Here is a 13,090-nt window from a genome sequence, read left to right on the forward strand (position 1 = left end):
CTTTATACATATAAAAAGCCATCAGAATTATTTTTGATGGCTTTTCTATTTTCCGGCATCTCGTTTTTTAAAGAATTCCTAATTTAAGCCTTTAAAAATCAATTCCATTGCAATTAAATCACTATTTTCAACATAGTACAAGAGAATCCTAAACAAAATAACTTACCTTTGCCGGCTTAATTTTTTAAAAAGAGATAATTTATGACGTCGCAAAATAATGTATTAAAAGGTGTTTTTCTTGTTGCTTTGGGAGCAACTACTTACGGGATGCTAGCTACTTTTGTAAAAATAGCTTATTCTGAAGGCTACACAACTGCAGAAGTAACGACCTCACAATTTATTTATGGAATTCTTGGAATTCTTCTAATCAATCTTTTTCAGCGTGTTAAAAATAAAAACAAACCTGCTATAAAAGCATCTCGTAAAAACATTTTAAGTTTAATGCTTGCAGGGACTTCATTAGGAATGACGAGCTTATTTTATTATTTGGCTGTAAAATACATTCCTGTTTCTATCGGAATCGTTTTATTGATGCAAACCGTTTGGATGGGTGTTTTGCTTGAAATGATTTTAGAAAAAAAACTGCCTTCAAAACAAAAAGTCATTGCGGTCTTTATTGTTCTTTTCGGGACTGTTTTAGCCACAAATATTATCAATAGTGATATCCAATTAGACTGGAGAGGTTTAGTTTGGGGAATGCTGGCTGCTGCTTCTTTTACTACAACTATGTTTACTGCTAATAGTGTTGCAACCGAAATTTCGTCTGCGCAAAGAAGCCTTTATATGCTTTTAGGTGGAGCTATAATTGTATTTTCGTTTGCTTTTGCAACGCAGGTTACAGCCTTCAATATGGAAATCTTCTTAAAATGGGGAATTGTATTGGCACTATTCGGAACTATCATTCCACCCCTATTAATGACAGCTGGATTTCCGTTAACTGGAATCGGACTGGGAAGCATTGTGTCTGCTCTTGAACTGCCTGTTTCTGTAATGATGGCTTATGTTTTATTAAACGAGAAAGTAATCTTTTCTCAATGGCTTGGCATCGCATTAATTATTCTGGCCATAATTATTATGAATGTAAATTTCAAGTCAAAAAAATAACTCAAAATACATACTTTCAAAAAAAGAAGTACTGTAATGCAATAATTGTTAATTTTTTTATAAATTCGTGATAAACAATTAGATATCATGATTCTACCTTGGCATTTGTATTTAATGGCTTTCCTTTATATTCTTGCTGGGCTAAATCATTTTAGAAATCCTGGAATGTATATAAAAATCATTCCGCCCGCATTTAAAAACCCCAAATTAATAAATATTTTAAGTGGTGCCGCCGAGATTATTCTGGGCATCTTTTTAGTCCTGCCTTTTTCATCAAATTTTGCCGTGTGGGGAATTATAGTGCTGTTAATTGCTGTTTTCCCTGCCAATTTGTACATGTTTCAAAATAAAAAAGCAGGTTTTGGTTTACCAAGATGGATTTTATTTGTACGTTTGCTCTTACAATTTGTTTTAATTTATTGGGCTTACCAATATACATTCTAAACATTAACCATTAAATTATTTTATTATGAAAAAATTATTTGCAGAGTTTTTTGGAACTTATTGGCTTGTTTTTGGAGGGTGCGGAAGCGCTATTTTTGCTGCCGGAATTCCTGACTTAGGAATTGGATTTGCTGGTGTTGCGCTAGCATTTGGTTTAACTGTGCTTACCATGGCTTATGCTGTTGGCCATATTTCTGGTGGTCACTTTAATCCCGCTGTTTCTTTTGGTTTATGGGCTGGCGGAAGATTTTCTGCCAAAGATCTTATTCCGTATATTATTGCACAATGTATTGGAGCCGCAGCTGCTGCAGGAACTTTATTCACAATAGCTTCTGGAAAAGCTGGTTTTGCAATAGACAATACAAAAGCTGGCGCCTTTGCATCTAATGGTTTTGGAGCTTTCTCTCCTAATGGTTATTCGTTACAGTCTGCTTTTATTGCAGAATTTGTGCTTACATTATTCTTTTTATTGGTGATTCTAGGAGCAACTGATAAATTTGCAAATGGCAGATTTGCTGGAATCGCAATTGGTTTGGCGCTGACTTTAATACACTTAATCAGTATTCCAATTACGAACACTTCTGTAAATCCAGCGAGATCTTTATCTCAGGCAATTTTTGTTGGAGGAGAGCCATTATCTCAGGTTTGGCTGTTTTGGGTCGCCCCTATTCTTGGTGCATTAGCTGCAGGTTTTCTATATAAAACACTGCTTCAAAATCACGCAGAAGCATAGTAGCTGAAAGAAGAAATCGACACATCATAAAAAAATAAAAATATGGAATTTTTATATTTCTTGCTTATAGGTGCCATTTCTGGATGGCTGGCTGGTCAAATCTGGAAAGGTGCCGGCTTTGGTTTAATTGGCAATATCATCGTCGGAATCATAGGCGGATTTATCGGAGGATGGATCGCTGGAAAACTTGGAATTGGAGGCGGTGGTCTTCTATGGCAGATTCTGATTGCTGTAGGAGGTGCATGGGTTTTATTATTTATAATTAGCCTCATCAAAAAATAATACGCAATTATTAGTACATAATTAAATTCGAAAGAGAAAATCTGATATATTTATATTTGATTTTCTCTTTTTGTTTGGATAAAATCGGCAAGAAAATTTTATTTCAACTCAAATATTTATGTATTATGAACGAAATCATTTCTTACTTCAGCACTATTCCATCTTCCCACAGAAGCCTTATTTTGGTTGGAGGCATTACTATTTTCTGGCTTATTGAAAACAGTTTCCCCTTATTTAAAATGCACTATAAAAAATGGCCTCACGCTGGAATAAATTTCTTTTTTACCTTCACCACCATTGTCGTCAACTTTATTCTGGCATTTATTTTAATAAGAACTGCTGCATGGACAATCGAACATAATTTTGGAATTCTGCAATGGCTTCCAAAAGTGTCAATCTGGCTATATACAATAATTGGTTTATTACTTTTGGATTTAATTGGAGCTTATTTAGCTCATCTAGTAGAACACAAAGTAAAAATTCTCTGGCAGTTTCATTTGGTGCATCATACAGACACTTGGATTGATACTACAACAGCCAATAGACATCATCCTGGAGAAAGCGTAGTACGTTTTGTTTTTACCACTTTAGGAGTTTTAATTATTGGAACACCAATGTGGATGGTTTTTCTTTATCAATCATTATCAGTTATCGCATCGCAATTTAATCATGCCAATATTTCGCTTCCTGAAAAGCTGGATATATTCTTAAGCTATTTCATTGTTTCTCCGAATATGCATAAAATACATCACCATTATGTGCTGCCTTACACAGATAGTAATTATGGAAATATTTTTTCTGTGTGGGACAGACTTTTTGGAACATTCTCTTACTTACCCAAAGAGCAGCTGGTATACGGTGTAGACACTCATATGCTTCCAGAAGAAAACAATGAATTGAAGAATCTGCTAAAAATTCCATTTCAAAAATCAAGATCCTTTAAAAACAGCTAAATTCTCTAAAAAAATTGCACTTTACTGAAACAACTTATTATTTTTTTTTTTAATATTGATACAAGAATTGAAAATCAATCTATTAATAATTAACACCCTATTTTGAATTAATTTTCACGAGATGAAAAAGAGTAGCCGCAAAGAATTAACTCCGGAACAAATTGAAAAACTTGTTTCGTTAGCTTTAGAAGAAAGAAATCCATTTGAAATTATAAAGAAAGAATTTGGATTGGCAGAAAAAGAAGTCCTAGACATCATGAAAAAGAAAATGCCTCTTGAAAAATTTGAGATGTGGAAAAAGAAGGCAATTGCAAATAAACCAAAACCAAAACCAGTTAAAATAGATGATTTTGATGAAGATTTGGACGGAAAATATTATATCAAGAATAAATTAGACTAACATAAAACTCCTGTTTTTTCAGGAGTTTTTTTTATCTTTAAATTTAATGTGATTTTTTAGTAACTTTTTAATGCTTTTTGTGACAAATACTTTTAACTAAACATATAGAAATGAAAAAAATACTTTACACCTTAGCTCTAGCGGTCACTTTTTGGAGCTGTAAAACAGGGAGCACTGGAGCCGCAAAAAGCAATATCGTTGAAGTGAATATCAATTTAACCGATGTTAAAGATGATAAAGTTTTGGTAACCGTTACACCGCCCGCCTTTAAAACAGATGAAGTTGTTTACAGTATCCCAAAAACTGTTCCTGGTACTTATTCAACAGATAATTACGGAAAATATTCGGAAGATTTCAAGGCATTTGATGCTAAAGGAAATCCGCTTACAGTAAAAAGATTAGACGATAATTCTTGGTCTATTTCAAATGCAAAAACGTTGAAGAAAATCACTTATTTAGTAAACGATTCTTTCGATACTGAAAAAGGGACTGGATTTGGAAATGATGATGTTTTCTCTCCAGCAGGGACAAACATTGATGCAGGAAAAAATTTCATGGTTAACACGCATGGTTTTGTCGGATATTTTAAAGACAAATTAGACGTTCCGTACAAAGTTACTATCACGCATCCTGAAACACTTTGGGGAGCAACTTCTATGACAGATCAAGATGCAAGCAATACTTCTGATGTGTTTACCACTTCTCGTTATGCTATTTTGGTAGAAAACCCAATTATGTATTCTAAACCTGACTACACTACTTTTAATGTAAACGGAATGGACATCTTAATTGCTGTGTACTCTCCTACTGGAAAATATACTGCTGAAAGCATCACTCCAGAGATGAAAACAATGATGACAGCACAGAAAAACTTTTTAGGAAAAGTAAATTCTACTAAAAAATATACTGTGTTATTATACTTGTCAAGCATGGCAAAAGACGATGCACATGGTTTTGGAGCTTTAGAGCATCCAACTGCTACAACTGTCGTTTTACCAGAATCAATGCCAAAAGAAAAATTAGTAGAATCTATGAAAGATGTAGTTTCTCACGAATTCTTCCACATTGTTACTCCATTAACTATTCACTCAAAAGAAATTCAGTATTTTGATTATAATGCGCCAAAAATGTCTGAGCATTTATGGATGTATGAAGGGGTTACAGAATATTTTGCAAATCTTTTCCAAATCAACCAAGGTTTGATCGACGAAGCTGAATTCTACTCTCGTATTGCCGATAAAATTGAGCAAGCTAAGGGCTTAAATGATACAATGTCATTTACTGTAATGAGTAAAAATGTATTAGAACAGCCTTACAAAGACCAATACTTAAACGTATATCAAAAAGGAGCTTTAATTGGTATGTGCATTGATATTATCATTAGAGAAAAAAGTAATGGAGAAAGAGGAATTCTTGACTTAATGCATAAATTATCTGACGAATATGGTGTTGAAAAACCATTTAATGATGATGAATTATTCGCTAAAATCACTTCTTTAACTTATCCTGAAGTTGGAGAATTTTTAAACAAATATGTTGCTGGAACAACTCCAATTCCTTACGATTTCTATTTAGCTAAAATTGGTGTTACAAAAGCAATAGAGAAAAAAACAGGAAATCCGTTTATAAAAGGACAAACTCCAAATATTACTATTGACAAAGCAACAAAAGAAATTGCTGTTCGTCCTGAATCAGAATCAATTGAATTCTTCAAAAACCTAAATTTAAAAGGTGGAGATAAAATCTTAGCTGTAAACAATAAATCATACAATTTGGATAACATTTATGATTTGATTACTGAAAGTGAAAATTGGAAAGATAATGACCCTATCACTTTGAAAGTAAAACGTGGCGGAAAAGAAGAAACCATTAAAGGAACCGTAAAGTTACCATTTGAAGAATCTGAAACTTTTAAAGCAACTGATGCTTCAAAAGAGAAACTTAAAAATGCATGGTTGAAAGGTTAATCTTTTAGTTATAATCATAAAAAAAAACCGACAAGTGATTGTCGGTTTTTTTATTGTCTTTAAAGAACTTTGTCAAAGTTTAAAACTTGACAAAGTTTTTGATATGTTATTTCTTTACAGGAAATTTCCAGTCAAATTCGTCTTTGCTATTGATAATTGCACCAATTTCAAACTTCACCACCTCATCAAATTCTGTTTGAAGGATAAACCAGTTGTCTTCGTTGAAGTAGTTTTCGAAAGTATCAAAAGTTTCCTGATTGTATTTATTAATTCCTTTTGCTGCAAAATCTTTTTTTACATCAGCAATTTTTCTTCCAATTAATTTGAATCCAAAAACTTCTAGGTCATTACTTGAAGCTACTAAATAACCTAATTTCAAATCTTCTTCCTGATAAAATGTCAATCTGATTTTGTGTGCATTATAAACAAAAATTACGTTGTCGTCTTCGTCTTTATAGTTTTTGTCAGGCTTTCCTAAAGCTGCTGTTACATCATTCTGCTTCATTCCGAAAAGCAACTTATCAATTCCTGATTTTAGATTAATTTTCATATTTCCTTGTCTTTATTTGAAATGCAAATTTCGTGAAGTTTTTTGTTGTTTTGCCACGAATTACACAAATTTTCACGAATTAATTATTCTAAGAGAGCCTAACAGGTTTATATATAGATTTAGATCCTAAAGATCAAAAAACTTAGCGCCTTAAAATCTTAGCTCCTATCTCTTAATAATTCATCTTATTTGGTTTATTGCTCATATAAAACGTAATCTTCCCTCCATTTATAACATCTGAATGCTTTAAAAATGGTTTATCCAATTGTTTTCCGTTCAACAGAACTTTGCTCACAAATACATTTTTATCGGATTGGTTTACGGTTTCAACCTCAAAAGTTTTTCCGTCTTCTAAATTCAAAACAGCATTTTTCAGCAACGGACTTCCCAATGCATATACATCAGAACCTGGAGCAACTGGATAAAATCCTAAACTGCTAAAAATATACCAAGCGCTCATTTGTCCGAAATCGTCATTTCCTCCTAGACCATCAGCACCATTTTTGTACATTTTTTTCAAAATCATTCTTATTTTATCTTGAGCCTTCCACGGAGAATCTGTCCAATTGTATAAGTAGACAACATGGTGTGAAGGCTCGTTTCCGTGAACATAATTTCCAATGATTCCATCTCTTGTTATATCTTCAGTATTTTCAAAATATTTATCTGGAAGATGCATATTGAATAACGAATCTAAACGAACTTTAAACTTCTCATTTCCTCCCATCAATTGAATCATATGAGCTGGATCTTGCGGAACGTACAAGCTATAATTCCAAGAATTCCCTTCAATAAAACCTTGTCCGTGCGTATCTAATGGATCAAATTCTTTCTTGAAAGTCCCATCGTTTAATTTCGGACGCATAAAACCTGTTTTCTCGTCGTAAACATTTTTATAATTTTTCGATCTATTGATAAATTCATTATAAATTTCCGTTTTACCCAATTTCTTTGCAGCTTGCGCGATTGCCCAGTCATCATAAGCATATTCTAAGGTTTTAGAAACCGAAGCACCGCTTTTGTCTTCTGGAACATATCCTTTATTCATATAAAACTCCAATCCATCATAATACGGAACTTTTGCAGTATTTACACAAGCCTGAAGTGCTTTTTCAGCATCAAAACTAATATTGCCTTTTACAATCGCATCTGCTACAACTGAAACAGAATGATATCCAATCATGCACCAATTTTCATTGGCATAATGTGACCAGATTGGAAGCATTTTATGAACACTTTGTTCTGAATGCGCCAGCATGGAACTCACCATATCGGCATTTCTTTTGGGCTGTACAATATTAAATAATGGATGCAATGCTCGGTACGTATCCCAAAGCGAATAACTGGTATAGTTCGTAAAGTTTTCTGCTTTATGAACATTCATATCCAATCCTTTATAACTTCCGTCTAAATCCATGTATTCAGTTGGTCCCAAAAAGGCATGATACATTGCGGTATAAAAATTAACTAGATCTTCTTTTTGAATGGTTTCTATCTGAATTTTATTCAACTCCTTATTCCAGATTTCCTGACTTTGTTTTTTTACTTTTTCAAAATCCCAATCTGGCGTTTCTTTTTTCATGTTTTCAAGTGCTCCAGCAGAACTGACTGGTGACAATGCCATCTTTATTTTGATTTTCTCTCCTTCATTCGTATCAAAATCAAAAAATAATTTTAGGTTTTGTCCTGCCATTTCTGGAAAGTTTTTAGTCTGATCAAATCTTCCCCAAAAACCTCTGTACACACTTTTTTCCTGAGCAGCTTGTCCGTAACTTTTAATTGGTTTACTGAAAGACATTGCAAAATAAACTGTTCTAGTTCTAGCCCAACCATTTGTTTGACGATATCCTGTTATCAAAGTATCGTTTTCTACACGAACAAATGTCCAGACATTCTTTTTGTCATAATTGTAAATTCCTGAAGTCAAATCGAGAATAATATGGGCTTCATTAGATTTTGGAAAAGTGTATTGATGCATTCCAACGCGAGTCGTTGCGGTCAATTCTGCTTTAATTTTATGATCTTCTAGAAAAACGCTGTAATATGCAGGTTCTGCTTTTTCTGTTGCATGCGAAAATGCCGATCTATAACCAGATAATGGTTTAGACGCCACCCCCGGATTTAATTGCAGTTTTCCAGTTGTTGGCATAATCAAGAAATCGCCTAAATCTGAATGTCCAGTTCCGCTAAAATGCGTGTGACTGAAACCTACAATCGTTTTATCTTCATATTGATATCCTGCACAATATTTATAAACTTCACCATTATACTTTCCGTTTAAACTGTAAGCAATTGTATCTGTTTCTGGACTTAATTGCACACTTCCAAAAGGAACTGTCGCTCCTGGATAGGTATGTCCCATTTTTGCCGTTCCAATCATTGGATCTACATACTGGATAAGGTTTTTACTTTGAATTACTTTTTTTTGCGCCATTACATTAACAGCTGAAAGCAATATTAATACAAGAAGAAAATTACCGCGTTTTATTTTGATCATTTTTATAGTTTTTCTTTGAAATCTTTGTTGTCATTTGAATGCAGAAAAGTACAACAAAATCTATTTTTAAAAAACATAAATTTAGCCGAACTCAAAAGGTTTAAATATCTTTGGCATACTAAAAGCCAAGCCAAAACATGAAAAAATATATTTTAATTTTACTTTCTTTCTCTTCATCGTTTATTTTTTCTCAAAAAATTGAAAGCCACAGATTAACGAAAAAGGAAATTTCAGAAAGGGAACTTGAAAACGTAACTGATTTTCCTATTTACAGAGCTTTTGAATTTCAGGATAAAGGTGGTGTTTACGAATTGGTTTTGGGCGAAAATCAAAAAACAACTTCTAAAAAAGATACTTTAAATACCAAAATACAAGCAGTTTGTGTAATTAATGATCACGGCGGATTTTTAGAAAAATGGAGAATTAACGATTTACTCGAAGATAATGCCCCTAAAGAAACTAATATCTGGTTCTGGACAAAATATTGTAGTACAAAAGATATTGATGAAGACGGCTATATTGATCCTATTATTGTCTATGGAACACGAACTGAAGACGGCTATATAAGAAGAGTAAAAGTAATTACCATTTATAAAAACAAAAAATACGTTATTCGCGCAGTTGAATGTGATTTAGACGATTGCAGAAGTTTCAAAAAAGATCAAAATTGGAATATGCTTCCACAGAAAATAAAAACTTATATTGATCAATTGCTGGCAAAAATGAGAAAAGAACAGAGTGTGCTTTTGAAAAACGGATAAGATTTAATTGATAATTGTCAATTATTAATTATCAATTGCTACTCGTTCATTTCATCATAACGTTCTGGAACTTGCGGATCATAAAGCGGACATTTGAATTCTTCCATAATATCAACTAATTTGTTCATGGTTTTTCCTTCAGTTCCGTAGCAGTCAATTTTTATGCTTTGTGGAGTAGTGATTACTTGAAATGCGCCTTTCCCTTTTGAGTTTTTCCAGCTGTTTTCATCTACTCTTTCCCAATCTGAAAAGACTGAATTGATTCTATTTACGATTACTTCAACTTGAAGCTCTGCTAAACCTTCAACTTCTTGTTTTTCAACAAGCGCTTCGTAAACTTCCTGATTGTTCAGGTAAATTTCGTCTAGATATTTCCAGAAAAGTAATTCGTACATAGTTAAATATTTTTAAACCATATAAGTGATATAAGAAAATATAAATTCTTTCCGAGTGAAATAGAAAGCTGTCAAATCAAAATAGGACTTCGACTTCGCTCAGCCTGACAATCTAACTTAAAATGAACTTATATCACTTATATGGTTATTTTTTTAATAGTTGAATGTTCCGTATTCGCTAGTAATTGTAAGCTTTTTAGAATCCGAAGCCTCTACTCTACCTACAATCTGCGCATCAACATTGAATGATTTCGAAATTTCGATAATATCTTGCGCAATACTTTCTGGAACGTAAAGTTCCATTCTGTGACCGCAATTGAAAACCTGATACATTTCTTTCCAGTCTGTTTTTGATTGTTCTTGAATTAATTTGAACAATGGCGGAACCGGAAATAAATTGTCTTTTATAACATGTAAATCTTTTACGAAATGTAAAATTTTAGTTTGTGCTCCTCCACTGCAATGCACCATTCCGTGAATCTCTTTTGGAGTATATTTATCTAAAATTTTCTTGATAATTGGAGCGTAAGTTCTAGTTGGAGAAAGCACTAATTGACCAGCGTTTATTGGGCTGTTTTCAACCTCATCGGTTAAATTTACTTGTCCTGAATAAATTAATTCTTCTGGAACGGCTGCATCGTAACTTTCTGGATATTTTTTAGCCAAATATTTCCCGAAAACATCGTGACGCGCAGAAGTTAATCCGTTGCTTCCCATTCCGCCGTTATAGCTTTTTTCGTAAGTTGCCTGACCAAAAGAAGCTAAACCAACAATTACGTCTCCTGCTTTGATGTTTGCATTATCTACAACATCAGAGCGTTTCATTCTTGCTGTTACAGTAGAATCTACAATAATAGTACGAACTACATCTCCAACATCGGCAGTTTCTCCTCCTGTTGAATGAATCGTAACTCCGAATGATTTTAACTCGTTGATTAATTCTTCTGTTCCATTAATGATTGCAGAAATAACTTCGGCAGGAATTAGATTTTTATTCCTTCCAATTGTAGAAGAAAGCAAAATATTATCTGTTGCACCAACACATAATAAATCGTCAATATTCATGATTAAGGCATCTTGAGCAATTCCTTTCCATACAGAAAGATCTCCAGTTTCTTTCCAGTACATATAAGCCAAAGACGATTTTGTTCCAGCTCCATCGGCGTGCATGATAAGACAGTGTTCTGAATCTTGTGTTAAATAATCTGGAACAATTTTGCAGAATGCCTGCGGAAATAAACCTTTGTCAATATTTTTAATAGCGTTATGTACGTCTTCTTTTGATGCCGAAACACCTCTTTGTGCATATCTTTTGCTAGAATCTGAACTCATGAAAATTAGTTTGTGTTGATGTGCTGCAAAGATAATCCCTTTTTTTAATTCTTTGACTTATTCGATTGTTTGATTCTAAAAAAAATCGGCAGAAGATTATTTCCTGCCGATTTCCCGAAATAAAATTGGTTATGAAGCTCTTGGCTATTTATTTTTATTCCCAATCGGGCATTGATGCTCCTGTAAATAATGTAGTTCTCGAATTTGCAACTCCGATACCGCATTTCACTATATTTTTAACAGAAATACCATCATTTGAAGTATTTAGAAAAATTAACTCTGCTTCATTAGGAGAATATCTAACATCTAAATCGTTTGTTCCTGCTGTTTTTTCTGTTGACAATTGGTAAGAATTTCCAAGAAGAAAACTATATTCAAAAATTTTAGAATCTAGTTGGCGATAATCTTGACTCTCAAATCCAGAAACATCTTTTGTATAAACCAATTTTAAACCAGAAACAGAGAAATTCAAACCACTAACGGCACCAGGTTCTCCCGCTAGTATAGATGTAACAATTACTCCTGAAAGGTTAATAACATAAATCTCTACATTATATCCATTTATATCATTTACTTTTAAGGCTATTTTACTGCCATCTGCACTCCAATCGCATTCTGAAATAAATTTGCCATTTGGAGTCTGAAAAATTTTTGTCAATCCGCTGCCGTCACTTTTGATCCGATATAGCTTATCAAAATTTGGATAAATAAATTCACTCCCCGACGCATTCCATGAATACCCTAAATAATCAGCTTTAAATCCTGCAATAGAGACAGAGTTTGTTACTTTTTTAATATTAGTCCCATCAAAATCCATGGTGTAAATATCATTTTGTGAACCACTTGTCCCGATAAAAGCAATTTTCTGAGCTTGGTTGTTTCGTCTAGGGCGCCAGCTATTTTTATCTGAACTTGTCAATTGATATTGTTTGCCTGCGTCATCTGCAGCGAAAATCACATTGTTACCGCTAATAGTTTTAACAAATAAATTTCTTGTTGCTGGAAAAGCTATTGTAGAGAAAGCGCTTATCGTACTTAAAAGAGGGGTATTCACCCCATCAGTTACGGTAACTTGCCAGTAATATTTGGCTCCATAGATTAAATTTGTTAGCGCTAGTTTTTTCTCTTTTAGATCTGAAAAAACTACAACTTCACTATTTTTATCGTTTCTTAAACTAACGGTATAAGTCATTGCATCATTATCAGGATCTGTAACTGTCCAACTTAGCTCTAAATTTACAGGCTGATTTGTACTATTATCTTCTGGAGCTACTAAAACAGGAACTGTCGGAGGCTTGTTGTTCACGATCGATTTACTTAATTCAAAAACAACTTCCGATGTATTATTTGCGGTAACGCTAACAGCTTCAAATTTTGCTACGAAACCTTCTTTTTGAGCTTGAAACGAATATTCTCCAACTTTTACATTCGTTACAGTAAACTTTCCCTCAGCATCTGTAAATACTGTACTAGTTGTTGGACTTGATAATATTTTTACATTTTCCATCGGCTCAAAAGTCTCGCTGTTAACGACTTTTCCTGTTACGGTTCCAAATTCAGATTCTCCAATTTTTTCTTCACTGCAGGAAACCAAAACCACTAAAAAAATTGCACTTACTATTTTGTATAAATTCTTCATGATTAGCTTGCTTTAAAATTTAAACGTGTGTCT

At 33.3% G+C, this 13,090-nt stretch carries 13 protein-coding genes; 8 read left to right on the top strand and 5 right to left on the bottom strand.

Annotation, left to right across the window (positions count from 1 at the left end):
- Positions 1 to 201: 201 nt before the first annotated feature.
- The 7 genes from AAYQ05_RS07045 (at position 202) to AAYQ05_RS07075 (ending at position 5,883) form a co-directional block, all read left to right on the top strand.
- Entirely contained in the window at positions 202 to 1,104 is a 903-nt protein-coding gene (locus AAYQ05_RS07045; protein WP_343542194.1) for an EamA family transporter, read from the top strand.
- Between the two features lie 87 nt (positions 1,105 to 1,191).
- Positions 1,192 to 1,548, top strand: a complete 357-nt coding sequence (locus AAYQ05_RS07050) for a DoxX family protein (RefSeq protein WP_343542196.1) — start codon at positions 1,192 to 1,194, stop codon at positions 1,546 to 1,548.
- A 25-nt stretch (positions 1,549 to 1,573) separates the two neighbouring features.
- Positions 1,574 to 2,281: an aquaporin Z gene (gene aqpZ, locus AAYQ05_RS07055; RefSeq protein WP_343542198.1), complete on the top strand. Its 708-nt coding sequence runs from the start codon at positions 1,574 to 1,576 to the stop codon at positions 2,279 to 2,281.
- A 42-nt stretch (positions 2,282 to 2,323) separates the two neighbouring features.
- On the top strand, positions 2,324 to 2,563 hold the full coding sequence (locus tag AAYQ05_RS07060) for a GlsB/YeaQ/YmgE family stress response membrane protein (protein WP_111286841.1): 240 nt from the start codon (positions 2,324 to 2,326) through the stop codon (positions 2,561 to 2,563).
- Between the two features lie 125 nt (positions 2,564 to 2,688).
- Positions 2,689 to 3,516: a sterol desaturase family protein gene (locus AAYQ05_RS07065; protein WP_343542199.1), complete on the top strand. Its 828-nt coding sequence runs from the start codon at positions 2,689 to 2,691 to the stop codon at positions 3,514 to 3,516.
- A gap of 121 nt (positions 3,517 to 3,637) precedes the next feature.
- Entirely contained in the window at positions 3,638 to 3,916 is a 279-nt protein-coding gene (locus AAYQ05_RS07070) for a DUF2805 domain-containing protein (protein ID WP_308068561.1), read from the top strand.
- A 110-nt stretch (positions 3,917 to 4,026) separates the two neighbouring features.
- Complete coding sequence (locus AAYQ05_RS07075; RefSeq protein ID WP_343542202.1) at positions 4,027 to 5,883, top strand: M61 family metallopeptidase; 1,857 nt, start codon at positions 4,027 to 4,029, stop codon at positions 5,881 to 5,883.
- 106 nt (positions 5,884 to 5,989) lie between these two features.
- On the opposite strand, the gene AAYQ05_RS07080 is transcribed toward AAYQ05_RS07075, so the two are convergent.
- Positions 5,990 to 6,433 (bottom strand): hypothetical protein, encoded by a 444-nt coding sequence (locus AAYQ05_RS07080; RefSeq protein ID WP_343542203.1) that lies wholly within the window; start codon positions 6,431 to 6,433, stop codon positions 5,990 to 5,992.
- A 172-nt stretch (positions 6,434 to 6,605) separates the two neighbouring features.
- Positions 6,606 to 8,930 (bottom strand): GH92 family glycosyl hydrolase, encoded by a 2,325-nt coding sequence (locus AAYQ05_RS07085; RefSeq protein ID WP_343542205.1) that lies wholly within the window; start codon positions 8,928 to 8,930, stop codon positions 6,606 to 6,608.
- A 137-nt stretch (positions 8,931 to 9,067) separates the two neighbouring features.
- On the opposite strand from AAYQ05_RS07085, the gene AAYQ05_RS07090 reads away from it, so the two are divergent.
- Complete coding sequence (locus AAYQ05_RS07090) at positions 9,068 to 9,691, top strand: M949_RS01915 family surface polysaccharide biosynthesis protein (RefSeq protein ID WP_343542208.1); 624 nt, start codon at positions 9,068 to 9,070, stop codon at positions 9,689 to 9,691.
- A gap of 38 nt (positions 9,692 to 9,729) precedes the next feature.
- On the opposite strand, the gene AAYQ05_RS07095 is transcribed toward AAYQ05_RS07090, so the two are convergent.
- The 3 genes from AAYQ05_RS07095 to AAYQ05_RS07105 form a co-directional block, all read right to left on the bottom strand.
- Complete coding sequence (locus AAYQ05_RS07095) at positions 9,730 to 10,086, bottom strand: hypothetical protein (RefSeq protein WP_343542209.1); 357 nt, start codon at positions 10,084 to 10,086, stop codon at positions 9,730 to 9,732.
- Positions 10,087 to 10,239: 153 nt separating this feature from the next.
- Positions 10,240 to 11,418 carry an AIR synthase related protein gene (locus AAYQ05_RS07100; protein WP_343542211.1) on the bottom strand — a complete coding sequence of 393 codons (1,179 nt, stop codon included), beginning with the start codon at positions 11,416 to 11,418 and terminating at the stop codon, positions 10,240 to 10,242.
- A 154-nt stretch (positions 11,419 to 11,572) separates the two neighbouring features.
- On the bottom strand, positions 11,573 to 13,057 hold the full coding sequence (locus AAYQ05_RS07105; protein ID WP_343542213.1) for a carboxypeptidase regulatory-like domain-containing protein: 1,485 nt from the start codon (positions 13,055 to 13,057) through the stop codon (positions 11,573 to 11,575).
- Positions 13,058 to 13,090 lie beyond the last annotated feature (33 nt).

It is taken from the genome of Flavobacterium movens, from assembly GCF_039581425.1.
Taxonomy (GTDB): Bacteria; Bacteroidota; Bacteroidia; order Flavobacteriales; family Flavobacteriaceae; genus Flavobacterium; species Flavobacterium luteolum.

Bases quoted from the DNA above. Each gene is read 5' to 3' on its own strand.
- AAYQ05_RS07045 (WP_343542194.1), top strand. From the start codon at position 202: ATGACGTCGCAAAATAATGTATTAAAAGGTGTTTTTCTTGTTGCTTTG.
- AAYQ05_RS07050 (WP_343542196.1), top strand. From the start codon at position 1,192: ATGATTCTACCTTGGCATTTGTATTTAATGGCTTTCCTTTATATTCTT.
- aqpZ (WP_343542198.1), top strand. From the start codon at position 1,574: ATGAAAAAATTATTTGCAGAGTTTTTTGGAACTTATTGGCTTGTTTTT.
- AAYQ05_RS07060 (WP_111286841.1), top strand. From the start codon at position 2,324: ATGGAATTTTTATATTTCTTGCTTATAGGTGCCATTTCTGGATGGCTG.
- AAYQ05_RS07065 (WP_343542199.1), top strand. From the start codon at position 2,689: ATGAACGAAATCATTTCTTACTTCAGCACTATTCCATCTTCCCACAGA.
- AAYQ05_RS07070 (WP_308068561.1), top strand. From the start codon at position 3,638: ATGAAAAAGAGTAGCCGCAAAGAATTAACTCCGGAACAAATTGAAAAA.
- AAYQ05_RS07075 (WP_343542202.1), top strand. From the start codon at position 4,027: ATGAAAAAAATACTTTACACCTTAGCTCTAGCGGTCACTTTTTGGAGC.
- AAYQ05_RS07080 (WP_343542203.1), bottom strand. From the start codon at position 6,433: ATGAAAATTAATCTAAAATCAGGAATTGATAAGTTGCTTTTCGGAATG.
- AAYQ05_RS07085 (WP_343542205.1), bottom strand. From the start codon at position 8,930: ATGATCAAAATAAAACGCGGTAATTTTCTTCTTGTATTAATATTGCTT.
- AAYQ05_RS07090 (WP_343542208.1), top strand. From the start codon at position 9,068: ATGAAAAAATATATTTTAATTTTACTTTCTTTCTCTTCATCGTTTATT.
- AAYQ05_RS07095 (WP_343542209.1), bottom strand. From the start codon at position 10,086: ATGTACGAATTACTTTTCTGGAAATATCTAGACGAAATTTACCTGAAC.
- AAYQ05_RS07100 (WP_343542211.1), bottom strand. From the start codon at position 11,418: ATGAGTTCAGATTCTAGCAAAAGATATGCACAAAGAGGTGTTTCGGCA.
- AAYQ05_RS07105 (WP_343542213.1), bottom strand. From the start codon at position 13,057: ATGAAGAATTTATACAAAATAGTAAGTGCAATTTTTTTAGTGGTTTTG.